The organism is Ancylobacter sp. TS-1, assembly GCF_009223885.1.
Lineage (GTDB): Bacteria > Pseudomonadota > Alphaproteobacteria > Rhizobiales > Xanthobacteraceae > Ancylobacter.
In genome coordinates this window covers 2,126,621-2,153,421 of record NZ_CP045144.1, presented here as the reverse complement: position 1 = coordinate 2,153,421, position 26,801 = coordinate 2,126,621, and the positions used below count along the sequence as shown (strand labels likewise).

General features: G+C 70.1%; 25 protein-coding genes. 16 read left to right on the top strand and 9 right to left on the bottom strand.

All coding sequences use genetic code 11. The features are described 5' to 3' along the window. Positions 1-3: 3 nt before the first annotated feature. Genes GBB76_RS10195 through GBB76_RS10185 form a run of 3 tightly spaced genes read right to left on the bottom strand, consistent with a single transcriptional unit; the run spans position 4 to position 4,018 of the window. Positions 4-2,004 (bottom strand): proline/glycine betaine ABC transporter permease, encoded by a 2,001-nt coding sequence (locus GBB76_RS10195; RefSeq protein WP_152303208.1) that lies wholly within the window; start codon positions 2,002-2,004, stop codon positions 4-6. Beyond that, positions 2,001-3,050 (bottom strand): glycine betaine/L-proline ABC transporter ATP-binding protein, encoded by a 1,050-nt coding sequence (locus GBB76_RS10190; protein ID WP_246668881.1) that lies wholly within the window; start codon positions 3,048-3,050, stop codon positions 2,001-2,003. The genes GBB76_RS10195 and GBB76_RS10190 overlap by 4 nt, the downstream gene beginning before the upstream one ends. A gap of 14 nt (positions 3,051-3,064) precedes the next feature. After that, positions 3,065-4,018 carry an ABC transporter substrate-binding protein gene (locus GBB76_RS10185; RefSeq protein WP_162375560.1) on the bottom strand — a complete coding sequence of 318 codons (954 nt, stop codon included), beginning with the start codon at positions 4,016-4,018 and terminating at the stop codon, positions 3,065-3,067. Positions 4,019-4,153: 135 nt separating this feature from the next. Between GBB76_RS10185 and GBB76_RS10180 the strand changes: the two genes are divergently transcribed. Beyond that, positions 4,154-5,596, top strand: coding sequence for an amidase (locus GBB76_RS10180; protein WP_152303205.1), 1,443 nt, complete (start codon positions 4,154-4,156; stop codon positions 5,594-5,596). A gap of 182 nt (positions 5,597-5,778) precedes the next feature. Here the strand turns inward: GBB76_RS10180 and GBB76_RS10175 are convergent, their stop codons facing one another. The 4 genes from GBB76_RS10175 to GBB76_RS10160 all read right to left on the bottom strand — a co-directional run bounded on the left by GBB76_RS10175 (position 5,779) and on the right by GBB76_RS10160 (position 8,503). Further along, positions 5,779-6,309 (bottom strand): response regulator transcription factor, encoded by a 531-nt coding sequence (locus GBB76_RS10175; protein WP_152303204.1) that lies wholly within the window; start codon positions 6,307-6,309, stop codon positions 5,779-5,781. Beyond that, positions 6,306-7,586, bottom strand: a complete 1,281-nt coding sequence (locus GBB76_RS10170) for an ATP-binding protein (RefSeq protein ID WP_246668880.1) — start codon at positions 7,584-7,586, stop codon at positions 6,306-6,308. The genes GBB76_RS10175 and GBB76_RS10170 overlap by 4 nt, the downstream gene beginning before the upstream one ends. 302 nt (positions 7,587-7,888) lie before the next feature. Further along, the gene (locus GBB76_RS10165; protein ID WP_202911070.1) at positions 7,889-8,230 is read right to left on the bottom strand and encodes a hypothetical protein; all 342 of its coding nucleotides are present in this window, start codon (positions 8,228-8,230) and stop codon (positions 7,889-7,891) included. Positions 8,231-8,245: 15 nt separating this feature from the next. Then, positions 8,246-8,503, bottom strand: a complete 258-nt coding sequence (locus tag GBB76_RS10160; RefSeq protein WP_152303203.1) for a hypothetical protein — start codon at positions 8,501-8,503, stop codon at positions 8,246-8,248. 139 nt (positions 8,504-8,642) lie between these two features. On the opposite strand from GBB76_RS10160, the gene ccoN reads away from it, so the two are divergent. The 12 genes from ccoN (at position 8,643) to GBB76_RS10100 (ending at position 18,809) form a co-directional block, all read left to right on the top strand. Further along, complete coding sequence (gene ccoN, locus GBB76_RS10155; protein WP_152303202.1) at positions 8,643-10,112, top strand: cytochrome-c oxidase, cbb3-type subunit I; 1,470 nt, start codon at positions 8,643-8,645, stop codon at positions 10,110-10,112. An 11-nt stretch (positions 10,113-10,123) separates the two neighbouring features. Next, entirely contained in the window at positions 10,124-10,864 is a 741-nt protein-coding gene (gene ccoO / locus GBB76_RS10150; protein WP_152303201.1) for a cytochrome-c oxidase, cbb3-type subunit II, read from the top strand. 2 nt (positions 10,865-10,866) lie between these two features. Next, complete coding sequence (locus GBB76_RS10145) at positions 10,867-11,034, top strand: cbb3-type cytochrome c oxidase subunit 3 (RefSeq protein WP_152303200.1); 168 nt, start codon at positions 10,867-10,869, stop codon at positions 11,032-11,034. Continuing rightward, on the top strand, positions 11,021-11,893 hold the full coding sequence (gene ccoP, locus GBB76_RS10140; protein WP_152303199.1) for a cytochrome-c oxidase, cbb3-type subunit III: 873 nt from the start codon (positions 11,021-11,023) through the stop codon (positions 11,891-11,893). The genes GBB76_RS10145 and ccoP overlap by 14 nt, the downstream gene beginning before the upstream one ends. Further along, positions 11,893-13,359 (top strand): cytochrome c oxidase accessory protein CcoG, encoded by a 1,467-nt coding sequence (gene ccoG / locus GBB76_RS10135; RefSeq protein ID WP_152303198.1) that lies wholly within the window; start codon positions 11,893-11,895, stop codon positions 13,357-13,359. Before ccoP ends, ccoG begins: the two co-directional genes overlap by 1 nt. Continuing rightward, entirely contained in the window at positions 13,356-13,832 is a 477-nt protein-coding gene (locus GBB76_RS10130) for a FixH family protein (RefSeq protein WP_152303197.1), read from the top strand. The genes ccoG and GBB76_RS10130 overlap by 4 nt, the downstream gene beginning before the upstream one ends. Continuing rightward, entirely contained in the window at positions 13,829-16,039 is a 2,211-nt protein-coding gene (locus GBB76_RS10125) for a cation-translocating P-type ATPase (RefSeq protein ID WP_152303196.1), read from the top strand. The genes GBB76_RS10130 and GBB76_RS10125 overlap by 4 nt, the downstream gene beginning before the upstream one ends. Continuing rightward, the gene (ccoS, locus tag GBB76_RS10120) at positions 16,039-16,197 is read left to right on the top strand and encodes a cbb3-type cytochrome oxidase assembly protein CcoS (protein WP_152303195.1); all 159 of its coding nucleotides are present in this window, start codon (positions 16,039-16,041) and stop codon (positions 16,195-16,197) included. Before GBB76_RS10125 ends, ccoS begins: the two co-directional genes overlap by 1 nt. Then, positions 16,194-16,823 carry a hypothetical protein gene (locus GBB76_RS10115; protein ID WP_152303194.1) on the top strand — a complete coding sequence of 210 codons (630 nt, stop codon included), beginning with the start codon at positions 16,194-16,196 and terminating at the stop codon, positions 16,821-16,823. Before ccoS ends, GBB76_RS10115 begins: the two co-directional genes overlap by 4 nt. Before the next feature lie 9 nt (positions 16,824-16,832). Next, positions 16,833-17,528, top strand: a complete 696-nt coding sequence (locus GBB76_RS10110) for a sulfite exporter TauE/SafE family protein (RefSeq protein WP_152303193.1) — start codon at positions 16,833-16,835, stop codon at positions 17,526-17,528. Between the two features lie 59 nt (positions 17,529-17,587). Further along, the gene (locus tag GBB76_RS10105) at positions 17,588-18,031 is read left to right on the top strand and encodes a hypothetical protein (protein ID WP_152303192.1); all 444 of its coding nucleotides are present in this window, start codon (positions 17,588-17,590) and stop codon (positions 18,029-18,031) included. Between the two features lie 88 nt (positions 18,032-18,119). Continuing rightward, complete coding sequence (locus GBB76_RS10100) at positions 18,120-18,809, top strand: Crp/Fnr family transcriptional regulator (RefSeq protein WP_152303191.1); 690 nt, start codon at positions 18,120-18,122, stop codon at positions 18,807-18,809. Positions 18,810-18,874: 65 nt separating this feature from the next. On the opposite strand, the gene GBB76_RS10095 is transcribed toward GBB76_RS10100, so the two are convergent. Together GBB76_RS10095 and urtA are read right to left on the bottom strand one after the other, a co-directional pair. Further along, entirely contained in the window at positions 18,875-19,195 is a 321-nt protein-coding gene (locus GBB76_RS10095; protein ID WP_152303190.1) for a 2Fe-2S iron-sulfur cluster-binding protein, read from the bottom strand. 145 nt (positions 19,196-19,340) lie between these two features. Further along, entirely contained in the window at positions 19,341-20,576 is a 1,236-nt protein-coding gene (gene urtA / locus GBB76_RS10090) for an urea ABC transporter substrate-binding protein (protein ID WP_152303189.1), read from the bottom strand. Positions 20,577-20,930: 354 nt separating this feature from the next. Here urtA and GBB76_RS10085 point away from each other — a divergent pair, with 354 nt between their 5' ends. From GBB76_RS10085 to fabI, 3 genes are all read left to right on the top strand, one after another. After that, positions 20,931-23,594 (top strand): aminotransferase class I/II-fold pyridoxal phosphate-dependent enzyme, encoded by a 2,664-nt coding sequence (locus tag GBB76_RS10085; protein ID WP_162375558.1) that lies wholly within the window; start codon positions 20,931-20,933, stop codon positions 23,592-23,594. A 138-nt stretch (positions 23,595-23,732) separates the two neighbouring features. After that, on the top strand, positions 23,733-25,931 hold the full coding sequence (locus GBB76_RS10080) for a DUF3141 domain-containing protein (RefSeq protein WP_152303187.1): 2,199 nt from the start codon (positions 23,733-23,735) through the stop codon (positions 25,929-25,931). A gap of 82 nt (positions 25,932-26,013) precedes the next feature. Continuing rightward, positions 26,014-26,799, top strand: a complete 786-nt coding sequence (fabI, locus tag GBB76_RS10075) for an enoyl-ACP reductase FabI (RefSeq protein WP_152303186.1) — start codon at positions 26,014-26,016, stop codon at positions 26,797-26,799. Positions 26,800-26,801 lie beyond the last annotated feature (2 nt).

The following is a 26,801-nucleotide window of genomic DNA, read 5'->3' as shown; positions in this document are numbered from 1 at the left end:
GCCTCACGGGCGCGCCGGCTCGCCGCCGGCGGCGGCGCGCAGCAGGCGGTCGATGATGATGGCGAGGAAGGCCATCGCCGCGCCGGCAATGATCCCGCGCCCGGGATCGGCCTTGCTCAGCGAGATGAGCGTGTCGCTCTCCAGCCCCTTGGTGCCGATCAGCGCGGTGATCACCAGCATGCCGAAGGCCATCATCACCGTCTGGTTGACGGCCAGCAGCAGGCCGGGCCGCGCCAGCGGCACCTTCACCCAGCGGAAGCTCTGCGGGCGAGAGGCGCCGGACATCTGCGCCGCCTCGACGATCTCGCCGGGCACATGGCGCAACGCGTCGGCGGTGAAGCGCACCGCCGGCGTCACCGCATAGACCACGATGGCGATCAGCGCCGGGAAATCGCCGGAGCCGAGGAGCATGATGACCGGGATCAGATAGACGAAGCTCGGCAGGGTCTGGATGGTGTCGAGCACCACCCGCATGCCGGCATTAAAGCGCGGGGACGCGGCGCAGACGACGCCGAGCGGCATGCCGATGAGGAGCGCCAGAACGACGCTGATGGCGATGAGGTAGAGCGAGAGCTGCGCCGGCTCCCAGAAGCCGCAGCCGGCGACGAAGAGCATCAGCAGGCCGCAGGAAAGCGCGAGGCGCCACCCGCCCAGCAGCAGGCCGAGCGCGGCGACCAGCGCCACGGCGCCGACCCAGGGCACGGAGAGGAAGAACAGCTTCGTCGGCCGCAGCAGCCAGAGGAAGACATAGGTCTTCACCTCCCGCAGCGTGTCGGCGAAGGCGAGGTTCATTTGCGCGATGCGCGCGTCCCACCAGCTCGCGGTGGAGACCGACCATTCCGCCGGCCAGTGCGCCAGCGCGGGAACGGCCGGCGCCAGCAGGCAGGGCAGTATCAGCGCCGCCGCGAAGGCGAGGGCCCAGCGTCGGCTGTGGGCGGCGTCGCCGTGCTGCGGGCGGCGCTCGGCGATCGCCTGGCCGAGGCGGTCGAGCGCGATGGCGACGAGCACGATGGCGAGCCCGGCTTCCAGCCCGCGCCCGATCTTCAGCGATTGCAGCGCCTTCAGCACCACGGCGCCCAGCCCGTCGGCGCCGATGACGCTGGCGATGATGACCATGGTCAGCGACAGCATCAGCACCTGATTGACGCCGATCATCATCTTGGGGAGCGCGGAGGGCAGCAAGGCGAGCCGCATCACCTGCCCGCGCGTGCAGCCGGCCATCGCCGCCGCCTCGCCGATGGAGGCGGGCACGCCGCGTAGCGCCAGGGTGGTCACGCGCGCCATGGGCGGCATGGCGTAGATCACCGTCGCCATCATCGCGCCCACCGGGCCGAAGCCGAACAGATAGAGGATCGGCACGAGATAGGCGAAGATCGGCACCGTCTGCATGACGTCGTAGAGCGGTTGCAGCGCACGGTCGATCCTCGGATGGCGGAAGGCCAGCACGCCGAGCAGCGTGCCGAGCAGCACGCCGAAGGCCACCGAGACGACGACCGAGGCGAGCGTCAGCATGGTGGCGTCCCACAGGCCGAACAGTGCCGCATAGAGCAGCGCCCCGCCGGTCATCAGCGCGAGCCGCGCGCCGCCGAAACGAAGGCCGAGCAGCGCCGAGGCGAGCACGACGGACGGCCAGGGCAGTGGCGGCAGCTCCACCCCGCCGATGGTCAGGCCCTTCGACACCAGCCCCTGCAGCAGAAGCATGGGCTGAAGGATGACCCCGGCGATGCCGCGGGTGATCTGGCTCACCATCACCGGCCCGATATGGGACTCCTTGGCGACATAGGTCAGCGCGTCTCCGGCCCATTGGCGCCATGGCAGCAGGTAGCGGTCGGGAATGGCGGCGAGGGCAGGGGGCATCTCGACGCCGAGCTGCGGCAGGAGGCAGAGCAGGATCGCCACGGCGAGAAAGGCGAGGGCCAGGTGCCGGGCGAGGCCGGCGCCCGGTGTCGGCGAGGTCGTCCCGGTGCCGGTCGCCGGCTCGCTCCGCAGTTCAAGCGCCGTCATTGGGCGAGCGCCGCGCGCGTGTGCGGCTGTGCCAGCAGAAGGCGGATCACCGCGTCGCGGCTCAGCGCGCCGAGGATGGCGCCGTCCTCGTCGAGAACGGCGACGGGGCCCCCGGCGCCCAGCACCTGCTCGGCGATGTCGATGATGCGCGCACCGGCGGGGACGCTGCCGCCGCCGGCGGCGGTCTCGGCGCCGAGGTCGATGGCCGAGCGGGCGGTGACGACCTGCGCGCGGGGAATGTCGCGGGTAAAGGCCGACACGTAAGGGTCGGCGGGGGCGAGCACGAGTTCCTCCGGCGTGGCGACCTGCACGACCGCGCCCTCGCGCATGATGGCGATGCGGTCGGCGAGCCGGACGGCCTCGGCGAAGTCGTGGGTAACGAAGACGATGGTCTTGCGCAGCAGCGTTTGCAGCCGAAGGAACTCGTCCTGCATCTCGCGCCGCACCAGCGGGTCGAGGGCCGAGAACGGCTCGTCGAGGAACCAGATGTCCGGCTCCAGCGTCAGCGAGCGGGCGATGCCGACGCGCTGCTGCTGGCCGCCGGAGAGTTCGCGCGGGTAGTGATGGCCCCGCCCGCCGAGGCCGACCAGTTCCAGCATCTGCAGCGCCCGGGCCTCGCGCGCCGTACGCTTCATTCCCTGCACCTTGAGCGGGAAGGCGACGTTCTCCAGCGCGGTGAGATGCGGCATCAGGGCGTAGTTCTGGAACACCATGCCCATCTTCTCGCGCCGGATCTGCATGAGCTGACGCTCGGTGGAGTTGAGCAGGTTGGTGCCGCCCAGCAGGATCGAGCCGGCGGTCGGCTCGACCAGCCGGGTCATGCAGCGCAGCAGCGTGGACTTGCCCGAGCCGGACAGGCCCATGATGACGAAGATCTCGCCGCGATTGATCGAGAGGCTCACGCCGCGCACGGCGGCGAGCAGCCCCGCCGCCGCCAGATCTTCCGGCGACGGCGGGTGTTCACGGTCGGACAGATACGTGTCGGCGTTCGGCCCGTAGACCTTCCAGACATTGTCGCAAAGCAGGATGCGGTTCGCCGTCGACACGTTCGTGCGCTCCGTCAAAGCGCCCAGTCGGCGGCCAGCTCGGGGTGAGCCTTCAGCCATTCCTCGGCCGCCTTCTCGCTGTCGATGCCGTCGACATCGATCCGGCGAATGCCCCACGCCACGTCGGCGGCGGTGAGATGATAGAGGCGCAGGAAGCGCGAGGCGCGGGGGAATTTCTTCTCGGACTGGGTGTTGGCGACCTTCCAGACATAGCCATAGGGGTTGTCGCAGTCCCACACCTTGTCCGGGTTGCCGCCCCATTTCGGATCGGTGGCGCAGGCCGCCTCGAAGGGCGGGAACTGCACGAACTCGCCCGGGTACTGCTCGGTCATCCAGTCCGGCATGAAGCCCCAGCCGATGACCGGCTCCTTGCGCTGCACCGCGCCGACGATGGTGGCGTGCAGGGCGGCGGGCGTGCCGGTTCCTTCGAGCACGAAGGGCAGCTTCAGGGCCTCGAGGCGGGCCGCATTGTTGGTCGTCCAGTCGGCCGGCGCCTCGACGAAGCGGGCCTTGGGCGCGGTCTCGACGGTAGAGAGGGCCTTGACGCAGGCCGGCTCCAGCAGCGCCTTCCAGTCCGGCAGGCCCGGGCACTGCTCCTTGAGATAGGCGGGATACCACCAGCCTTCACGGATCTTCACGCCGGTGGAGCCCATGTTCTGGACCTTACCCGTGGCGAGCGCGGCATCCATGATGTCGCGGCTGGTGTCCCAGATGCTGGTCGAGAAATCCATGTCGCCGGCCTCGAGGCCCACGAACTGCGCGGCATAGTCCGCCTTCACGCGCTCGACCTTGTAGCCCTGCTTCTCGAGGAAGCTGGCGAAGACGTTGGCGATGAAATCCGCGTCGGTGATGCCGGTGACGACGATACGGAGCGGGTTCGCCGTCTCCGCATCGGCGGCGCGCGCCTGCGGCGCGGCCAGAAGAGCGGCGGAAAGAGCCACGCCACCTAGTATCTTCATAAAGTTCATGCTTGTGTGCCGTTGGTTCATTGTGTTCTCCGGAAGTTTATATCGGTTCATATTTGTAATTAACGATCAGCATTTCCGATTTTACTATCTGGAAATGGCATACTAGGTTCTCCCCATAAATTCAGGAGAAGAAGAATGGCGGCGCATGTACTTCATCTGACGGCCACCGAACTGGCGCGCCGGCTGCGGATTGGCGACATCGGTGCCGTCGAACTGACCCGGGCGGCGCTGGAGCGCATCGAGGCGGTCAATCCGGCGCTGAACGCCTTCTGCCTGCTCGTGCCCGAGCGGGCGCTGGCGCAGGCGGCGGAGATCGACGCGCGGCGCCTGCGCGGCGAGGCCCTCGGCCCGCTCGCCGGGCTGCCGGTCGCGCTGAAGGACTACACCCCGACCGCCGGGCTGCGCACCACCTATGGCTCGCGTCTCTTCGCCGACCATGTGCCGGCCCGCGACGCGGTGATCGCCCGCCGGCTCGCGGCGGCCGGCGGCGTGCTGGTCGGCAAGACCACGACACCGGAATTCGCCGATTCCTGGTTCACCCGCGGCGCCCAGTTCGGCGTGACGCGCAATCCGTGGGACCCCTCGCGCACGCCGGGCGGCTCCTCCGGCGGCTCGGCGGTGGCGGTGGCGACCGGCTGCGTCGCGCTCGCGGAGGGCTGCGACATGGCCGGCTCGATCCGTGGGCCGGCCTCCTTCTGCGGCATTGTCGGGCTGAAGCCCTCGCTCGGGCGTATCCCCTTCGACGCGCTGCCGACCACCTTCGACGACATCAGCCATTTCGGCCCGGTGGCCCGCACGGTGAACGATGCCGCGCTGTTCCTCAGTGCCGTGGCTGGTCCCGATCCGGTCGACCTGTTCTCCTATCTGCCGCCGCTGGATCTTTCCCTGCCGGTGGAGGTCGAGCCCTCCCGGCTGAAGCTGGCCTTCTCGCGCGATCTCGGCTTCTGCGCGGTCGATCCGCAGGTGGAGCGCGAGGTGCTCGCCACTGTGGAGGCGCTGCGCGCGGCCGGGGCGACGGTGGAGGAGGTCGATCTCGGCTGGCGCGCGGAGGATGCCGAGGCCTTCTTCACCGCCACGCTGGTGTGGATGGCGGCGCTTTACGGAGAGGCCTATGACCGGGACGGCGACCGGATGGAGCCGCTGACGCGCCGGCTGATCGAGATGGGCCGGCAGGTCGACGGGGTGACGCTGAAGCGGCTCGATTTCGTACGTGCCGGCATCTGGCACAAGCTCGCCGCCGTGCTCGCCGATCGTGACGCGCTCATCTGCCCGACCATGGCGCAGCCCGCGCCCGGCCTCGACAAGGGCGATTTCGACTACGGCCACCGCACCGCCGACGGTCGGCTGGCCACGCTCGACATGACCGCCCTGTTCAACCTGATCGGCGCCTGCCCGGCGCTGTCCGTCCCGGCCGGGCGCACGGATGGCGGCCTGCCCGTCGGCCTCCAGATCGTCGGCCGGCCGCATGACGAGGCGAGCGTGCTGCGCGTGGGGCGCGCCGTCGAGCTGGTGCGGCCCCAGCCCTCCGCGCCGTTGCCCCCAGCACCGTTGCCGCCCGACACCGCGCGGACGGCCTAGCGCGGCGGCGTCTGCCGTCGTGAGGCCATCGCAAGGGAGAGTGACGGGCATGGCTCGCATGGCGACAGACTGCCGGTCGTGGCGCAGCCGGGAAATGCCATCCTGTGAAGCTTTACATTCACCCCGCTCCAACTAAGCGGGCGGGGTAGCCGGCGCGGCGTTCCTGCCGAGGCGCGCGAGGCTCACTTGACCGGGCGCTTCTCCAGCTTTCGGGCGAGCGTGCGCCGGTGCATGCCGAGCCGGCGCGCGGTCTCGGAGATGTTGAAGTCGGTCTCCACCAGCGTCTCGTGGATGCGTTCCCATTCGAGGTTCTTGAGCGAGGTCGGCCGCCCGTCGAGGGGCACCGAGACGTCGCCCTCGCTGCGCTCGAACGCCCGTTCGATGTCGTCGGCATTGGCGGGCTTGGGCAGATAGTGGCAGGCCCCGAGCTTGATCGCCTCCACCGCCGTCGCGATGCTGGCGAAGCCGGTGAGGATGACGATGCGCATCTGCGGGGCGCGGGCGTGCAGCAGCTTCACGCATTCGAGCCCGGATTCGCTTGCGAGCTTGAGGTCGACCACGGCGAAGCCGGGCGTCACGGTTTCGAGCAGTTCGGCCACCGTGGCGAGGTCGGCGCCGTGCGCCACCTCATAGCCGCGCCGTTCGAAGGAGCGCCGCAGCGCCCGCGCGAAGCTGTTGTCGTCCTCGACGATGAGCAGTTGGCGGGCGGTCATGCGGCGGGCTCCGACAGCGCGGCGAGCGGCAGGTCGAGCGTCACGCAGGCGCCGCCCCCGGCGATGTTGCGCGCCTCGACCGTGCCGCCGAGCCGGCGCAGCACGTTGACGACGAGGAAGAGGCCGAGCCCGGCGCCGGCGCGGGCCTTGGTCGAGCGGTAGGGCTTGCCGAACTCGGCGAGGATGTCCGGCCGGAAGCCGGTGCCGTGATCGGTGACCTCGATGCGCAGGGCATCCGCGCGGCGCGTGGCACGCAGTTCCACCCGGTCCGGCGAGGCCTCCACGGCATTGTCGAGCACGTTGAACAGCACCTGCTTGAGTGCGAGGTCGGAGACGATGGCCGCGTCGGGCTCGAAGGCGTTGACATAGCTGAAATCGACCGGCGCGCGCAGCAGCTGCCAGTCGAGCGCCACCTCGTCCAGCAGGGCGCGCACGCTGGTGCGCACGGTGCCTTCCCCGCGCGCCTCGCCGGAGGAGAGCAGGATGCCGGTGACGATGGCCTTGCAGCGGTCGAGCTGGGCCTGCATCTCCCGCATGTCCTCGGCAAGCTCCGGGTTCTGCGCCAGCTGCCGATTGTGCTGCCAGTCGTTCAGCAGCACCGACAGGGTGGAGAGCGGGGTGCCGAGCTCATGCGCCGCGCCGGAGGCCAGCAGCCCCATGCGCACGATGTGCTCCTCCTCCACCGACTGCCGCCGCAGCTCGGCGAGATAGGCGTCGCGGGCGTTCAAATTGGCGGTGATGCGGGTGATGAACAGCACCAGCAGGCAGGAGGCCAGGACGAAGCAGATGAACATGCCCTGCACGTGCAGGTTCCAGAACCCGCCCATATGGCTGTGCTGCATGGCGAGGTCGCGATGGAAGACGGTGAGGCCGACGAAGCAGAGGCTGGTGACGGCCACCAGCGACCACACCGACCAGGCCTCCAGCAGGATCGCCCCGAGAATGACCTGCAGGAGAAACAGCGAGATGAACGGGTTGAGCGCGCCGCCGCTGAGGTAGAGCTGGACGGTGAGCGCGGCGATATCGAGCAGCAGCTCGACGAACAGTTCGGTGTTGGTGACGCTTTCCTGCCGCCTATAGCGCAGCAGGCTCACCAGATTCAGCATCACCAGGAACAGCACGACGGCGAGCATCGCCACGAGCGGCAGCCGGATGCCGAGTTCGAAATCCACCAGCCAGATGGTGACGAGCTGGCCGACGACGGCGATCCAGCGCAACTGCGTCAGAAGCAGCAGGTTCTTGCGGGCGGTGGTGTCGGCGGCACTCAGCGGAGCCAAGGGCAGGTCACTCCTTCAGGCCGACAGGCATCCGGACCCCGCCCGTCGCACGGCACGTGTGGTGTGCGGCCCGTCGTGAGGACGCGAGCCGGCCGCGTGCCCCTTCTAGGTCGATGCGGCATTGACGCCCATTGGGCATTCTGTCCAAGGGCGCGGGAAGCGCCTGCCTGCTAGGTAGTTTCACCCACCCGGAACGACGCGGCCGCACCCCGGCCGCGACAGAAACTGTTGCGCCGCAAGGCGGCAACGGAAGGACACCCATGTCTTCGCGCCCCGCGACGAATGCCCGTGCCGAGCCGATGTCAGCGGCGCCCCGTCATGCGGGCGTCCTGACCCGTGCGGCGACCGGGCACGCGCAGTTCCGCCAGGCGCAGCCTGCGGGCGGGGATCGTCCGGCGCCGGCCATTGCCCGGCTTCTCCTCGTGGCTCGCCAGCAGCATGACGGCGAAGCCCATCTGCACGCTGGCGAAGGTGACGCCGACCGAGAAGACCAGGATCAGCGCCGCGAGGCCGCCGGTGGACGAGGCCCGCACCAGCGAGCCGAGGCGGGCCACGTCGAAGGCCAGCAGCGCGCCGACGAACAGGATGGCGAGGGCGAAGCCGATCAGCGCATGGCGCATCAGGAAACGAACGAGATGGGGCACCGCGACCTCCGCCGTTCAGGAATGCGGGACGGGCCGTCGGGCGAGATGCACCGCCTCGGCCGCGCACATGGCGCCAGCATAAACCGCCAGCAGGCCGGTGAAAACGGCGAAGCCGGTGTCGCGCGCGGCGCCGAAGCCGGCCATGGCGACCAGCGCCAGCACGCCGTGGACCAGACCCAGCCACCAGCCGACCGCCTCGCCGCGCGAGCGCAGCGCGCCATAGACCAGGGCGATCAGGGCCAGCGCCGGGAGCAGGAAGTGCCAGTCATTCATGGAATGAATCCAAATATTGTTTGCCGATACAGAATATCTATACATAGTTCTGTTGTATCTGCAAGACATAATTCAAGTAAAAATGGAAAGTTTATAAGAATAGAAACGACCGCGCGCATTCCATCGGAGTATCACTGAGATGGATGCCGTCGCAAGCTGGGCGCACGCTGCCCGATCACAGGCCATACCCGGGTATAACGAGGCCATTATCCGCCGCTTCACCGTGGCGACGGTGATCTGGGCGCTGTTCGGTTTCAGTGTCGGCGTGGTGGTGGCGGCGCAGCTCGCCTTTCCGCACCTGAATCTCGGCGAATACCTCACCTTCGGCCGGCTGCGGCCGGTGCACACGTCAGGCGTCGTCTTCGCCTTTGGCGGAAACGCGCTCATCGCCACATCGCTCTATGTGGTCCAGCGCACCTGCCAGGTCGGGCTGTGGGGCGGGCCTCGCCTCGCCAACTTCCTGTTCTGGGGCTACCAGGCGTTCCTCGTCATCGCGCTCTCCGGCTATGTCATGGGCATCACCCAGAGCCGCGAATATGCCGAGCCGGAATGGTATGCCGACCTCTGGCTGACGGTGGTCTGGCTGACCTATCTCGCCATCTTCGTCGGCACGCTGGTCTATCGCCGCGAGCCGCACATCTATGTCGCCAACTGGTTCTTCCTGGCGTTCATCGTCACTGTCGCGGTGCTGCACCTCGTCAACAATCTGGCGGTGCCGGTGTCCTTCACTGGGGCGAAGAGCTACTCGGCCTTCGCCGGCGTGCAGGACGCGATGGTGCAGTGGTGGTACGGCCACAACATCGTCGGTTTCTTCCTCACCGCCGGCTTCATCGGCATCATGTACTATTTCGTGCCCAAGCAGGCGGAGCGGCCGATCTATTCCTACCGGCTCTCCATCGTCCATTTCTGGGCGCTGATCTTCCTCTACATCTGGGCCGGCCCGCACCATCTGCACTACACGTCGCTGCCCGACTGGACGCAGACGCTCGGCATGGCGTTCTCGATCATGCTGTGGATGCCTAGCTGGGGCGGCATGATCAACGGCATCATGACGCTCTCGGGCGCGTGGGGGAAACTGCGCACCGACCCGATCCTGCGCTTCCTCGTGGTGGCGGTGGCCTTCTACGGCATGGCGACCTTCGAGGGGCCGCTGATGGCGCTGAAGTCCGTCAACTCGCTCAGCCACTACACCGACTGGACGGTCGGCCACGTGCATTCCGGCGCGCTGGGCTGGGTCGCCTTCATCTGCTTCGGCGCGCTCTACTACATGGTGCCGCGCCTATGGCGGCGCCCGCTCTGGTCGCACCGGCTGGTGGAGTGGCACTTCTGGATCGCCTCGGTCGCGATAGTGCTCTACATCACGGCGATGTGGATCGCCGGCATCGCCCAGGGGCTGATGTGGCGCGCCTATGACGCGTTCGGTTTCCTGCAATATTCCTTCGCCGACAGCGTCGCGATGCTGCACCCCTATTACGTGATCCGCCTCGTCGGCGGGGTCATGTACCTGACCGGCGGCGTGCTGATGGCGATCAACTTCGCCATGACCATCCGCCAGCCCCGTCCTGCCCGCGAGCCCGTGCCCGAGACGGCACCGGTTCCGGCCGCGTGAGGGAGGCGGGCATGGCATCGCACACCGACGAGGCCCCGAAGGGTCACGCCATCATCGAGCGGTCGACGACGCTGCTGTTCGCGCTGACCCTCCTGGTCGTCCTGATCGGCGGCCTGGTCGAGATCGTGCCGCTGTTCAAGCTGGAGACCACGGTCCAGCCGGTTCAGGGCGTGCGGCCCTATTCGCCGCTCGAGCAGATCGGGCGCAACATCTACACGCGCGAGGGCTGCTACACCTGCCACAGCCAGCAGATCCGCCCCTTCCGCGACGAGGTGGAGCGCTACGGCCACTACTCCGTCGCGGCGGAGAGCATGTACGACCATCCCTTCCTGTGGGGATCGAAGCGCACGGGTCCGGACCTCGCCCGCGTCGGCTCGAAATATTCGAACGCCTGGCACGTCGCCCACATGAAGGACCCGCGCAGCGTGGTCGGGGTGTCGATCATGCCGGCCTATCCGTTCCTGATGGAGCGCGAGATCGACGCGAACGGATTCGGCGACCACATGCGCGCGCTGCGCGACGTCGGCGTTCCCTATTCCGACGCCATGATCGCCCGCGCGGCGGACGATATCCGCGCCCAGGCGAGCGGCGAGGACACGGAGGGCCTGCTCGCCCGCTACCCCAAGGCGAAGACCGGCGATTTCGACGGCCAGCCGGACCGCATTACCGAGATGGATGCGCTCATCGCCCATCTGCAGATGCTCGGCACCCTGGTCGACTTCTCCGATGTGAAGCTCAGCGAGGGTCCGTGAGCATGACCGAAGCCCTGCTCGTCTTTGCCCTCAAATACTGGCTGGTCGCGGCCGTCCTCCTCTTTCTCGGCATTCTCTGGGGCGCCTTCCGCCCCGGCGCCCGGGCAGAGATGGAGCGCCACGCCCGGATTCCCTTCGCCGCCGGGGAGGACCATGATGGCTGCGCCTGAACGCGATCACCTCACCGGCTACAACACCACGGGTCATGAGTGGGACGGCATCAAGGAACTGACGACGCCGATCCCGCACTGGTGGGTGACGGTGTTCCTCGGCTCCTGCTTCGTCGCCCTCCTCTATATGTGGCTGTTCCCCTCCTTCGCGACGACGACCGGCGTGTTCCGGGGCCAGCTCGGCTGGACCAGCCGGGGCCAGTTCGCCGAGGAGGTCGCCGCCGGCCGCGCCGCGCAGGCGGAATGGCGCGCGCGGCTCGACCAGACGCCGCTGGAGGAGATCGAGGCCAATCCGGATCTGCGCCGCTTCGCCATCGCCGGCGGGCGGGCCGCCTTCAACGAGAACTGCGCGCCGTGCCACGGCGTCGGCGCGGGCGGCCAGATCGGCCAGTTCCCGACGCTGATCGACGATGACTGGCTCTGGGGCGGCCAGATCGCGGAAATCCACCAGACGGTGCGCTTCGGCATCCGCTCCGGCCATGAGGAAACCCGCGACAGCCTGATGCCGGCCTTCGGCGATAGCCTGTCCGCCGCCGAGATCGAGCAGGTGGCCGACTATGTGCTGTCCTTCTCCGACCCGCAGGCGAGCGAGGCCGCCAGCAATGCCATGCCGGGCGCCGCGCTGTTCCAGCAGAACTGCGCCGCCTGTCATGGCGTGAGGGGCGAGGGCAGCCGGGAATTCGGCGCGCCGAAGCTCAACGACGCCATCTGGCTCTATGGCGGCACCAGGGACGCCATCAAGCGCCAGATCGCGCATCCGCGCATGGGGATGATGCCGGCCTTCGCCGCCAAGCTCGACGACGCGACGATCCGCATGCTCGCCGTCTATGTCCATACGCTGGGCGGAGGCGAACGCTGATGCCGGCGACAACCTTCCAGGGCCTCTCTCCCGCCCGCGCCGTCGTCCGGCCGGACATCCCGCACGCGGTGCGCGGCCGCTTCCGCTCGATCAAGACCGTGCTGGCCGGCCTGATGCTCGGCTTCTTCTTTCTGGCGCCGTGGCTGCGCTGGGAGCGCGGGCCGGCCCTGCCGGGGCAGGCGATCCTGTTCGATTTGCCGGGGCGGCGGCTCTTCGTCTTCGGGCTGGAATTCTGGCCGCAGGACCTGCCGATCGCCGTCGGCCTGATGATCGCCGGCGCGCTGGCGCTGTTCTTCGCCACCACGCTCGCCGGCCGGGTCTGGTGCGGCTTCGCCTGCCCGCAGACCGTGTGGTCGGACCTGTTCTTCGCCGCTGACCGGCTGATCGCCCGCCTCGTCGGCAAGGGCGCCCTGGAGCGGCGGCTGCGCACGGCGGCGTGGATCTCGATCGCGCTGGCCACCGGCGTCGGCTTCACCGCCTTCTTCATCGACGCGCCGTCCCTGCCGGGCCTGCTGCTCTCCGGCCGGGCGCCCGCCATCGCCTATGCGACCGTGCTCGTGCTCACCGGCACGACATGGCTGCTCGCCGCCTATGCCCGCGAGCGGGTGTGCCTGCACATGTGCCCCTGGCCGCGCTTCCAGGCGGCGTTGCTGGACCGGCAGAGCTTCGTCGTGACCTATCAGGACTGGCGCGGCGAGCCGCGCGGACGCAAGCGCGACATGCTGCGCCCGGATCTCGCCAATCCGGGCCGCACGCCGGGGCTGATCGCGCTGGTGGCCGACGCGACGGCGTTTTCCGCGCCGGTGCGCGGCGACTGCATCGACTGCACGCGCTGCGTCACCGTCTGCCCGACCGGGGTCGACATCCGCAAGGGGCTGCAAATGGGCTGCATCGGCTGCGGCCTGTGCATCGACGCCTGCAACGAGGTGATGGCCCGGCTGGAGCGCCCGGCCGGCCTCATCCGCTTCGATGTCGAGAGCGCGCAGGCCGCGCCCGGCTTCGCCCCGCCGCGCCTCGACTGGCTGCGGCCGAAGGCGCTGGCCTTCGGCCTCGCGGCCCTGCTGGCCTTCGGCCTTTCCGGCTACGGCATGGCCACGCTGGCGGACGTCACCGCCCATGCCGACCCGCAGCGCAACCCGCCCTTCGTGCGCCTGTCGGACGGCAGCGTGCGCAACGACTACGCCCTGCGCCTCGCCCACCGCCGGGCGGAGCTGGCCCGTGTCGTCATCCATGCGGAAGGGCTCGACGGCGCACAGCTGCGCCTCGGCACGCTCGACCGGCCGCCGACCGGCGCACTCACCGTGACCGTGGGCGCCGGCCGCAGCCTGGACGAGCGCCTGCTGGTGCTGCTGCCCCGGGACGCCGCTCCCCACGGGCGGCGCGACTTCACCCTCGTTCTGACCGACCCGGCGAGCGGCGAGGAACTCGCCCGCGTGCCGAGCTATTTCTGGGGGCCGGAATCGTGAGCCGGGGTTCCGCCGCGCCGGGCGCCCGCCGCGACCTGTGGATCCCGGCGGGCTTCGTGCTGTTCTTCGTGGCGCTGGCGGGTCTTCAGCTGTGGTTCGTGCTGCTGGCGAACCGCACCTTCACCGGGCTTGTCACCGACCCTCGGCCGGCGGCGCAGGCGCATGGAACGCCCGCCGCCACCGACTGGTCGGCGCGCCTGTCCTTCGCCCAGACCGGCACGCTCGCCGGCCGCCTCGCTCTCGCGCTGGTGGGCGCGGATGGTGCGCCGCTGGCGGTGGACCGGCTCACAGCCACCGCCGAGCGCACCACCCGCTTTCCCCAGCTTCTGCCCATCGACTTCACCCCGGCCGGACCCGGCCGCTACGAGGCGTCGCTGCGGCTGCCGCTGGCGGGCGACTGGGCCATCCGCCTTCAGGTGACGCACGCGGGCCGGACGTCCGAGCGCATCGAGACGGTGGAGGTGGCGCCGTGAGCCTCGCCTACGTCGCCGGCGCGCCCCCGATGGAGGACCCGACGCCGCGCTCCGTCTGCGGATTCGTCGAGAGCGAGGGCGAGGCGAAGCGGCTTCACCTGCTCGTCGCCGGCGCCCATTGCGCCGCCTGCATCTCGGCGATCGAGGGCCGGTTGCGGGACGACCCCGCCGTGACGCAGGCACGGCTGAACCTCGCGCTGCGCCGGCTGAGCGTCGAGTGGCGCGGCGAGGCCCGCCATGCCGACGCGCTGGCCGGCGCGGTGGAGGCGCTGGGCTACACTGTCGCGCCGTTCGACCCCGCCCATCTCGCCCGGCTCGACACGCAGACCGGCCGCGCGCTGGTCCGCGCCCTCGCCATCGCCGCCTTCGCCTCCTCGAACGTCATGATGCTCTCGCTCGCGGTCTGGGCCGGGCAGGCGCAGGATATGGCGCCGGGCACGCAGCTTCTGTTCCAGTGGCTCGCCGGCCTCGTCGCCCTGCCGGCGGTCGCCTTCGCCGGACGGCCCTTCTTCCGTTCGGCCCTGCGCGCGCTGAGGGCCGGGCGTACCAATATCGACGTGCCGATCGCGCTCGGGCTGATCCTCACCACGGCGATCAGCGTCATCGAGCTGCTGCGGCAGGGGAGGGACGTGTATTTCGACAGCGCGACGGCGCTGCTCTTCGTGCTGCTGGTCGGCCGCTATCTCGATTTCCGCGTGCGGGCCCGCTCGCGCGGCGCCATCGAGCGCCTGCTGATGCTCAAGGCGCACGGGGCGGCGGTGTGCCGCGCGGACGGCACGGTCGAGGTGCTGCCGGCCGAGGCGGTGCATGCCGGCATGAGCGTTCTGGTGCGCCCGGGCGAGCGCGTGCCGGTGGACGGCTTCGTGATCGACGGCCGCTCCGAGCTCGATGTCGCCATCGTCACCGGCGAAAGCCTGCCGCAGGCGGTGGCGCCCGGCGCGCGGGTGCTGGCGGGCAGCGTGAACCGCGCCGCGCCGCTGCGCATCCGCGCCAGCGCCGGCGTCGAGGACAGCCATCTGGCCGATGTCGCGCGGCTGGTGGAGCGCGCCGAGCAGGCGCGCGGGCCGGCGCAGGCGCTGGCCGACCGCGTGGCCCGCATCTGGACGCCCATCATCCACCCCGTGGCGCTGGCGACGCTGCTGGGCTGGTGGCTGTTCGCCGGCGCCGGCCTCGCGCCGGCGCTGCTCCATGCGGTGAGCGTGCTGATCATCGCCTGTCCCTGCGCCATCGGCCTCGCCGTGCCGGCGGTGCAGGTGGTCGCGACCGGCGCCCTGCTGCGGCGCGGCGTGCTGCTGCGCGCGGGCGACGCGCTGGAGCGGCTCGCCGGCATCGACCATGTCGCCTTCGACAAGACCGGAACGCTCACCTGCGGCCAGCCCCGGATCACCCGCTGGCCGGACGATCCCGAGGCTGTCCGCCTCGCGGCGGGTCTGGCGGCGGCGAGCCATCATCCGGCGGCGCGCGCGCTCCACGCCGCCGTGCCGGACGCCGGGCCGCCGGCCGGCTGGGCGGAAGTGCCCGGCGAGGGGCTTCGCGCCCCGGTCCCCGGCGGCGAGCTGCGGCTCGGCCGTGCCGCCTTCTGCAGGGCGGAGCCGGGTGAAGACGGCGACAGCGAGATCTGGCTGGCGCGTCCGGGGCGGGCGCCGGTGCGCTTCGGCTTCGAGGACGCGCTACGGCCGCAGGCGGGGGCCGTCGTCGCGGCGTTCCGCGCGGCGGGGCTGCCCGTCGCGATCCTCTCCGGCGACCGTCTGGCGGCGGTGGCGCGCGTCGCCCGCGTGCTGGGCCTGCCAGACTGGCACGCCGGCCTGCTGCCGGGCGACAAGCTGGAGCGGCTCGACGCGTGGCGGCGGCAGGGCTGGCGCGTGCTGATGGTCGGCGACGGGCTCAACGATGCCCCCGCGCTGGCCGGCGCGCATGTGTCGGCGAGCTTCGCCCATGGCGCGCCCGCCAGCCAGAGCGCCGCCGACATCGTGCTGCCGCCGGGCGACCTTGCCGCCGTTCACCACGCATGGCGGGCCGGGCGGCGCGCGCACCGCATCATCGTGCAGAACCTCGTTCTGGCGGCGCTCTACAATGTCGCACTGATCCCCGTGGCCATATTCGGGCTGGTGACGCCGCTCGGCGCGGCCGTCGCCATGGCCGCGAGTTCGCTCACCGTCACGCTCAATGCGCTGCGCGCGGGCGAGCCCGGCGGAGGGCGCGGCTGATGGGCGTGCTGATCTTCCTCGTGCCGATCGCCCTCGCCCTTGGCGGGCTGGGGCTTGCCGCCTTCTTCTGGACGCTGCGCGCGGGCCAGTACGACGATCTCGACGGGGCGGCCGAACGCATTCTCCTCGATCAGGATTCACCGGAGGCTCCCCGATGAACGACATGACGCCCTTGAAGCGCGCCGTGCCGCATGCCGCCTCGCGCGCGGAAAAGCCGGCAACGGACACGCCGCGCGCGCTGCCCTTCCTGCTGAACCTGCTGCTGGCCACCGCCCTCGGCGCCTATCTCGGCGGCTGGCCGGCTGCGCTGGCGGGCACGGGGGGGATGTTCGCGCTGCTCGGCGGCTTCTTCCTCGCCCCGCGCATCATCCGCGCGCGGCGGGCGTTCGGCCGGTTCGGCGGGCATGTCTGGGCCCTGCTGCGGCCGCTGGTCGGTCTGGTGCTGCTGCCCCCCGTCGCGGCGCTCACCCTTGCCGCAGGCCTGCTGCTCTTCGCCTGGGACCGCACGTTGGGACGGATCGAGCGGCCGAGCCTCGCCCCCACCCGGGCGCCGGTCACGCTGCTGCGCCGCATGCGCGACCTGCTGGCCGGGCTGTTCAGCGCCGAGAACCTGCCGATGACGGCGGTCAACGCGCTGCTTCTGCTGCTGCTCGGCTGTATCGCGATCGGCATAAAGGTCGCCTTCTACGCCGCGCTGGCGGCGGTGCCGGTGCTGATCTGCACGCTGATGATGGTGGCGGTCGAATCCAGCCGCGAGCCGCAGGACGGCCCGGCGCAGGGCTGACGGAGCGGCATGGTCGATCTCAGCTTCATCGGCGGGCTTCTTCTGGGGCTGGCGAGCAGCCTGCACTGCGCGGGCATGTGCGGGGGCATCGCCTCCGGCCTGCTGATGGCGTTCGACCCGGGGCAGGGGCGCGCCGCCCGGCTGCGGGTGCTGCTGTCCAGCCAACTCGGGCGCATCGCCTCCTATGTCGCGGCGGGCGGCTTCCTCGGCTATGTCGGCTCCGGCTTCTACGGCGCCTTCGATCAGGCGGGGGCGCATCTGGTCCTGCGCTGGGCGGCGGCGGTGGCGCTGGGCTGGATCGGCCTGTCGATGATCGGCGTGGCGCCGGCGCTGACCTTCGTCGACCGGCTGACCGGGCCGCTCACCCGCCTGATGCGTCCGCCCGGCCGGCTGGCGCGGACGGGCGGCCATGCCGGGCCGTTCCTCGCCGGCACCGCCTGGGGCCTGCTGCCCTGCGGAATGGTCTATGGCGCGCTGTTCTACGCCATGCTGGCGGGAAGCGGGGGCGGCGGCGCAGTGGTGATGGCCGGCTTCGGGCTCGGCACGCTGCCCTCCGTCATGGCGACGGCCTTCGGCGTCACCGCGCTGCGGCGCGCCGCCTTCGCGCCGCGCATCCGCGTCGCGGCCGGGCTGGCGCTCATCCTCGTGGCGACGGCGAGCGCGCTGATGCCCGGCGCGGCGTGGGAAGCCCTCTGCCTGACCTGACCGGCGTGGACATATTGTCCAATGTCGCCGGCCTCCGCGCGCGGTAGTCTCAAGGCACGATGGCACGGGTCAACTCACGCGGGAACCGGAACGCGGCGGCATCGTCCCGCCGGCGCGGCGGCACGCTCGCGTCGACGCTGCTGCATGTGCTGTGCGCCTGTGCCCTGCTCTTCGTGGCGTCGGTTCACCGCCCCCCGGCGGCGGGCGCCGCCACTGTCGGAACGGTCGATCTCTCCGCCTATGCGCTGCCGGACGGGACGCTTCCCGTGCTCTGCCTCGCGGCAGGGGACGAGGACGGCGGACCGGCATCGGCCAAGCACCGCACCGGCTGCGAGGCCTGCCGCCTGACGGCGACGCCGGACCTGCTCGTCCCCTCCTGCCATGTCTTCGCGCCGGCGGACTATCGCCGCGAGGCGAAGCCGCTGCCATTCGCCCGGGCGAGGATCGCACCGGCGCCGCTCTACCGGATCTCGTCACGAGGTCCCCCGACCGCCGGCATCTGAACGTTGTCGCGACGGGTGCGCCCGTCATCGTTCATCCGGAGGCCGCCGCTCCCGTCGCGGGCCGGGCTTCCCATGCCGGATCATCCCGATGTTCCTCAATCCCGTCGCTCCCTCACCCCTGATCGAGGTCGAGTTCGATCTGCCCGCCTTAGCGCGGCTGCGCCCGACGCGGCCCGAGCCGGAATTCATCGAGCCCCGCGAGCCGCTGCTGGCACATGACCTCGTGGCCGGACAGCTCTACCGTCTCGCCGATGGCTGCATCGCCCTCTACCGCCAGCTTGACAGCGAGCGACGGCAGATCCTCGACATTCTGGGACCGGGCCGGCTGATCGATGCCGGCCTCATGGAGCGGATGCAGTGCCAGGCCGTCGCCTTCGCGGCCACCTGCCTGGAGCCTGTCGCGGCACCGGCGGACCAGCTTGCCGCCATGGCCGAGCAGAACCGCCAGCTTATGCTGAGCCGTGCGCTCGGTCATCTCACGCGGCTCGGCAAGCAGAGCGCCGGCGAGCGCGTCGCCGCCACCCTGCTCGACCTTGCCGCGCAGTTCGGGCCGGAGGCGCCCGACAGCTTCTCGCTCCATCTCAGCCGGAACGACATGGCGGACTGGCTCGGCCTGACGCTGGAGACGGTCAGCCGCTGCATGAGCCGGCTGCGGCAGGACGGGCTGATCGACATGGGCAAGGAAGGGGCGATGTCGATCCTCGACCGGGCCGCGCTCATCGAGGTCGCGCGCGGCGAGCGCAAGCTCGAATCCATCTACGCCGTCCGGCGCCGGTAGAAGGGGCGCTCCGGCATTGGACGGCGCGCCCAGGCGTGCCGCAGGTGCCGGCGACGCTCGGCGCGCTAGCCCTGCGCCGGGGGCACCCGGACGACGAGGCCGTCATGCTCGGCCGTCAGGATCAGCTGGCAGCTCAGGCGGCTGAGCGGCGTGCGTTCGCCGGCGATGGCATCCAGCATGTCGTCTTCGGCGGCGGCGGGTGGCGGGAAGGTCTCGAGACCGCGCTCGACCTGGACATGGCAGGTGCCGCAGGCGAGGGCGCCGCCGCATTCGGCCTCGATGCCCTCGATGCCGTTCGTCACCGCCGCGCGCATGAGGCTGGCCCCGGCGCTCGCCTCTATCGTTTCGCCGGTGCCGTCCGGCAGAAGGAAGGTGACACGGGGCACGGCCTCGTCTCCTCGCAGGAATGTTCGCCCGGGCCATGGTTACTTGGCCATGGATATCTTGGCCGTGGGCAATCCGGCCGCGGGCGTCCCGGGGGTCTGGGGACGTCCGCGGCCGGCGCTCGCCGCCGGCGGGCGGCCGGTCGGGTCACTGCCGGTTGGCGTTCTCGGGCAGGTAGGGGCTCCAGGGCTTCGGCGCGATCGGGTCGCTCTTGAACACGATGTCGAACTGGCCCTTGTCGTTCACCTCGCCGATCAGCACTGGTTTGGTGAGGTGGTGGTTTGCGTTCATCGTGACGGTGTTGCCGCCCGGCGAGACGATGCTGAGGCCGATGATCGCCCTGGACACCGCCTCGGGATCGGTCGTGCCGGCCTTCTTGACCGCCGCCGCCCACAGGTTGAACAGGATGTAGGCCGACTCCACCGGGTCGTTCGTCACCTGCTTGGGGTTCTTCATGTAGGCCTGCCACTTCTCGATGAACGCCTTGTTCTCCGGCGTGTCGATCGACTGGAAGTAGCTCCACCCGGCGAGGTGGCCGACGAGCTGGGAGGTGTCGAGGCCCTTGAGTTCCTCCTCGCCGACCGAGAAGGCGATCACCGGAATGTCGGTGGCCTTCACGCCCTGCGCGGCCAGCTCCTTGTAGAAGGGCACGTTGGCGTCGCCATTGACGGTCGAGATCACCGCCGTCGGCTTGCCGGCGCCGCCGAACTTCTTGATGGCGGCCACCTCGGTCTGCCAGTCGGAGAAGCCGAACGGCGTGTAGTTCTCGCGGATGTCCTCCGGCGCCACGCCGACCGATTCCAGATAGGCGCGGATGATCTTGTTGGACGTGCGCGGATAGACGTAGTCGGTGCCTTCGAGGACGAAGCGCTTGATGCCGCCGCCCTCCTTGCTCATCAGGTACTTGACCGCCGGGATGGCCTTGTTGTCGGGCACGGACGAACCGTAGAAGATGTTCTTCGACTGCTCCTCGCCTTCATATTCCAGCGGGTAGAACAGCAGGCCGTTCAGTTCCTCGAACACCGGCAGCACCGACTTGCGGGACACCGAGGTCCAGCAGCCGAAGACCGCGACCACCTTGTCGCGGGCCACGAGTTCGCGCGCCTTCTCGGCGAAGAGCGGCCAGTTCGAGGCCGGGTCGACGACGACCGCCTCGACCTTCTTGCCGAGCAGGCCGCCCTTGGCGTTGAGTTCCTGCACCTGCCACAGGATCAGGTCCTTGAGGATGGTCTCGGAGATCGCCATCGTGCCCGAAAGCGAGTGCAGGACGCCGATCTTGATGGTGTCCTCGGCGAAGGCGGGACGGGCAAGGGGAGTGGCGAGGGCGGTGGCCATGGCGAGGGCGGCCATGGCTTTGCCCAGCGTGCGGCGTGTGAGTGTCATGAGTCGCTCCTGATTGATGTCCGACCGAGCTACCGTCGGTCGCCGGCCTGTGCCGGTACCGCTCTCGGTTCGGATCAAGCGTGCCGCCTTCCCGCGCTCCGCCTGAGAGCCGCGCGGTGAATATTGGGCTCGTCCAGACGTGGCGGCCCTGATGCGGCCGGCGCGGCGGCCGTTGCACAGCGAATGGACAGGCCGGCGCCGCCATGCGCCCGAAATGCCGCCGCACGCGGCGCTGTCGCCCGGCGCGACCCGGCCTTGGGTCCAGCGGGCGCGAATTTGCGGGTGCCAGCTCGCCGGGCACTGGACCCATGCCGCCGGGACTGGTCCCATGGCCGCCGAGGGAGCCACCGGAACATGAGTGCGAGGAACGCCATCGGCGGGACGGAGGAGGCCGGCGCGCGCAGCTATGCCGCGCAGATCCCCATCCTCGTCGACCGCAGCCGGCCAGACGGGCTGACCCGCCAGATCGCCGATCAGATCCGCGAGGGGATCGAGACCGGCCGCGTCGCGGTGGGCACCCGCCTGCCGTCGTCGCGGCGGCTGTCCGAGCAGCTCAACGTGGCGCGCAACACGGTGGTGCGCGCCTATGAGATGCTGGAGGACCAGGGCCTCATCGAAACCCGCCCGGCATCGGGCATCTTCGCGCGGCGCCCCGCCACGCAGGTTCCAGCGCCGACGGTGCCGCTGCCCGAGCCGCCGGGCGACCGGCCGGCCATGCCGCGCCCGCAGGCACCGGCGCGCGTGCAGCGGCTGGTCAATGACGGTGCGGGCCGGCTTTCCTTCGATTTCTTTCCCGGCCGGCCGGATGCCGGCCTGTTCCCGATCAAGACGTGGCGCCGGCTGATCCAGTCCACCCTGTCGCGCGGCGCCGCGCCGGGGCTCGTGCAATATTCCGATCCCGCCGGGCTGCCGGTGCTGCGCGCCGCCATCGCCGGCCATCTGGCGACCTGGCGCGGCATCGCGCCCGATCCCGGCCGGGTGATCGTGACCCACGGGATCCAGGAGGGGCTGAGCATCGCCGCCCGCCTGTTCCTCGGGCCGGACGCGGCGGCGGTGGTCGAGAACCCCTGCTATCAGGGCGCCAGCTTCGCCTTCGAGGCCACCGGGGCGCGCATCGAGCGCGTGCCAGTCGACGAGGAGGGGCTGATGGTGGAGCGCCTGCCGGCCGGGCCGGTCGCGCTCGCCTATGTCACTCCCTCGCACCAGTACCCGACCGGGGCGAGCCTCGCCCTGCACCGGCGCCATGGGCTGGTCGACTGGGCACGGCGCACCGGCGCCTATCTGGTCGAGGACGACTACGACAGCGACTTTCAGTATGACGGCTCGCCGCTGCCGGCGATCGCCGCGATGGCGCCCGACTGCACCCTCTATCTCGGCACCTTCTCCAAGTCGCTCGGCGCCGGCCTGCGGCTCGGCTACATGGTGGTGCCGCCGGCGCTGGTCGATGCCGCCATCGCGGTGAAGACGCTGCTCAACAATGGCGGCAGCTGGCTCGAACAGAGCGTGCTCGCCGAGTTCATCCGCTCCGGCGGGTTCGTCTCCCACCTGATGCGGGCGCGGGCACGCTACCGCGAGAGCCGCGACGTGACGCTGGCGGCGCTGCGCCGGCATTTCGGCGATGTGGAGGTGGAGGGCGAGGCGAGCGGCCTGCATTTGTGCTGGCAACTGCCCTCCGGCCTCCCGGCCGCCGCGACGCTGGAGACGATGGCGCGCAAGGCGCGCGTCGGCGTCTATTCGCTGGCCTCGGGCGGCGCCCATGATGGGCTGGGCACCTCGCTGTCGATGCGCGGCATCGTGCTCGGCTATGCCTCGCTGTCGCCGCGCCAGATCGAGCAGGGCATTGCGCGGCTGTCGGACGTCGTGGACGACACGCTCGACGCCCGCCCGACCTTCCTGAGCGAATTGCTCGTGCATGAGCCGCTGGGGCGCGGCCGGCGTCCCGAACCGGCCCCCCGCAATCGTCAGAGACCGGCCCTACGCGCCGCCCCTCCGCGTCCGGCAGTGTTCGGCCCGGAACAGTTTCTGGAGGGGCCGATGCAACTGGTGCGCGGGATTTACCGCTATCCGATCAAGGGTTTGAGCGGGCAGCCGGTTGCCGGCGTCGAGCTGGAGCCGGGCAGGCCCTTCCCCTTCGACCGGGTATTCGCGCTGGCGCGGCCGGGCGTACCGGTGGACCCCTACGACCCGCAATGGGCCAAGAAGGGCCTGTTCGTCATGCTGATGCTCGACGAGGCGCTGGCGCAGGTGCGCACCAGCCTCGATCCGGAGACATTGCTGCTGCGCGTCTGGTCCGGCACTGACGAGGTGCTGTGCGTCGGCCTCGACACGCCGAGCGGGCGGGCGGAGTTCGAGGCTTTCGTGCACCGCCTCGTGCCCTCGCTCAACGAGCCGCCGACGCTGGTGCAGAGCCGCACCGGCCACTTCATGGACAAGCCTGACAATGTGCTCTCGCTGATCAATCTGGCGACCGTGCGCAGCCTCGAGGAGAAATGGGGTCGGGCCATCGACCCGCTGCGCTTCCGCGCCAATTTCTACGTCGACGGCCTGCGGCCCTGGCAGGAGTTCGAGTGGATCGGCAGCGACATCCGGCTCGGCGACGCGGTGTTCCGGGTCGACCGTCGCAACGGGCGCTGCGGGGCGACAAATGTGAACCCCGCCAACGGCCAGCGCGACCTCGATATTCCGGGCGGGCTGCGGACCGCCTTCGGCCACAAGGATCTCGGCGTCTATCTCGTGACCCAGAAGGGCGGCAAGGTCGTGGTGGGCGATCCCTTCGCCGTCCCGTCAGTCGCCGCCGCCGCCCCCTCGACGCCGGCTCCGGCGGCGGCGCCGGGTGTCTCGACGCCCGCGATCCGGCAGTTCATCTGCCGGGGCTGCTACTACATCTTCGACGAGGCGAAGGGGCACCGTCCCGATGGCATCGTTCCCGGCACGCCCTTCGCCGCGGTGCCCGCCGGCTGGCGCTGCCCGGACTGCGGCACCGACAAGATCGCCTTCCGCCCCTATCTGCCCGCCTGAAGGCTCGCCGGCTGTTGACCGGCATCAATCGACCGTCATCGGATAACTGTATTAAAGTCCCATTGTGCAGGTGCAGCATGGACGGCGCGGAATGACCCTGCGCGCCGCGTGCGCGACGAGCCCTTTCGGGAGGCGAGCATGTCCGGGACGGATCTGATGAGCGACGCCATGGCCTATGCCGTGGATGCGGGCCAGCGCTGGACGCTTTATCTCGAGGCGATGCGCCGGCGCGGTCTGCAATATGAGCAGCACATCGCCGAGCCGCTGCCCAACGTGCTGGACTATCAGGCCGAGGTGATCGTCGACGGGCGCGAGCTGGCGCACGCGGTGAACTACCTGCTGATGCGGATCGTGCCGCCCGACGGCGTGGAGATCGACCCGCGCAAGCGTCCCTTCGTCGTCGTCGACCCGCGCGCCGGGCATGGTCCCGGCATTGGCGGCTTCAAGGCGGACAGCGAGATCGGCGTCGCGCTCAAGGCCGGCCATCCCTGCTATTTCGTCGGCTTCCTGCCCGATCCGGTGCCCGGCCAGACCATCGAGGACATCGGGCGCGCCGAGGCGGCGTTCCTTGAAGCCGTCATCGCCCGGCACCCGGAGGCGGAGGGCAAGCCCTGCGTGATCGGCAACTGCCAGGCCGGCTGGGCGGTGATGATGCTGGCGGCGGTGCGCCCCGAACTCTTCGGCCCGGTCATCATCGCCGGCTCGCCGCTCTCCTACTGGGCGGGCGTGCGCGGGCACAACCCGATGCGCTATTCGGGCGGCCTGCTGGGGGGAAGCTGGCTGACCGCGCTCACCAGCGATCTCGGCGCCGGCGTGTTCGACGGCGCCTGGCTGGTGCAGAATTTCGAGAACCAGAACCCGGCCAACACGCTCTGGAGCAAGCAGTACAACCTCTATTCGAAGATCGACACCGAGGTGGAACGCTATCTCGGCTTCGAGAAGTGGTGGGGCGGGCATGTCACGCTGAATGCCGAGGAAATCCAGTTCATCGTCGACGAGCTGTTCGTCGGCAACAAGCTGGCCAGCGGCGACATCCGCACCAGCGACGGCACCACGATCGATCTGCGCAACATTCGCTCGCCCATCGTGGTGTTCTGCTCGCGGGGCGACAACATCACCCCGCCGCAGCAGGCGCTGGACTGGATCCTCGACCTCTATGGCAGCGTCGACGAGATCCGCTCCTACGGCCAGACCATCATCTACACGGTGCACGACACGATCGGCCATCTCGGCATCTTCGTCTCGGCCGGGGTGGCGCGGAAGGAGCATCAGGAGTTCGCCTCCAATATCGACTTCATCGACGTGCTGCCGCCGGGGCTGTACGAGGCGATCTTCGAGCCGAAGTCGCCGGACACGCCGAGCGCCGATCTGGTGCAGGGCGACTGGATCATGCGCTGCGAGGCGCGCGACCTCGACGATATCCGCGCCTTCGGCGGCAACACGCTGGACGACGAGCGCCAGTTCGCCACGGCGGCGCGGGTCTCCGAGACCAATCTGTCGCTCTACCGCGCGCTGGCGCAGCCCTTCGTGCGCGCCGCCGTCAACCCGGCGATGGCGGAGGCCTTCCGCAAGCTGCACCCGCTGCGGCTGAGCTACGAGATGTTCGGCGCCAACAACCCGTTCCTGTCCTGGCTCGACGACGCGGCCGGGGAGGCACGGCGCGACCGCCTTCCGGCCGGGCCGGACAATCGCTTCGTGAAGGCGCAGGAGCAGGTGTCGCATCAGATCGTCGAGGGGCTGGAAGCCTGGCGTAAGGCGGTGGAGCACCAGTCGGAGTTTGCCTTCCGCGCGATCTACGGCTCGCCGCTGCTGCAGGCGGCGATGGGCATCGACCGGGACGACGACCGGCGCCCGCGCAGCGCCGGCGGGAGCGAACTGCACCGCGAGCTGATCCGCCGGCGGATCGGGGAGTTGCGGGCCGAGTTCGGCAGCGGCGGGCTGGTCGAGGCACTGATGCGCTCGCTCATCTATGTCGCGCTGGCGCGGGGCAGTGCCGACGAGCGCGGCTTCACCGCGATACGCCGGCTGCGCGAGCAGCACGCGCGGGCGCAGCAATACTCGCTCGCCGAGTTCAAGACCAAGCTGCGCGAGCAGTATTTCATGCTGCTGATCGACCGTCCGGCGGCGGTGGCGGCGATCCGCGACCTGCTGCCGGCCGACCGTGCCGAGCGCCGGGCGGCCTACGCCATCCTTACCGACGTGCTTGCCGCGCGCGGGCCCGTGACCGGCGAGGCGGCCGAGCGGCTGGCCGAGATCGCGCGCCTGTTCGACCTCGATCCGCCGGAGGAGGGTGCCGCGCCCGCCAGGCTGCGCGTGGCGGGCGGCAAGAAGGCCTGAGGACGCGGGAAGCGTCTGCGGGGTTCAACCCGGCGGCCCGATGTGGTCCGCTGTTCGGGAAATTCGGGATTCGGGAGGCGGCATGTCGATCCCCACGGCCAGACTGAAGCTGCTTGAGGGCAAGAAGGGTCTTGTCGTCGGCATCGCCAACGACCAGTCGATCGCCTGGGGCTGCGCCCGGGCCTTCCGCGCCTTCGGCGCCGAGGTCGCCGTCACCTATCTCAACGACAAGGCGAAGCCGCATGTCGAGCCGCTGGCCCGCGAGCTGGAGGCACCGATCTTCCTGCCGCTCGACGCCACCGCGCCGGGCGAGATGGAAGCGGTGTTCGCGCGCATCGGCGAGCAATGGGGCGGGCTCGATTTCCTCGTCCATTCCATCGCCTTCTCGCCGCGCGAGACGCTGGCGGGCCGCGTCACCGACGCGCCGCTCGACGGTTTCCTGAAGACGATGGAGATTTCCTGCTGGTCTTTCATCCGCATGGCGCATCTGGCCGAGCCGCTGATGAAGAACGGCGGCAGCCTGTTCACCATGACCTATTACGGCTCCGAGAAGGTCATCGAGAACTACAACATCATGGGCGTCGCCAAGGCGGCGCTGGAGAGCGCGGTGCGCTACATGGCGGCCGAACTCGGCCCGAAGGGCATCCGCGTCCACGCCATCTCGCCCGGCCCGCTGGCGACGCGGGCGGCTTCCGGCATCCCGGAATTCGACGCGCTGCTCGACAAGGCCAAGCGCAAGGCGCCGGCGCGCGAACTGGTGAGCATCGACGATGTCGGCGTGGCGACCGCCTTCCTCGCCCATGACGCCGCCCGGCTGATGACGGGGCAGGTGCTCTATATCGACGGCGGCTACCACATCGTCGACTGAGC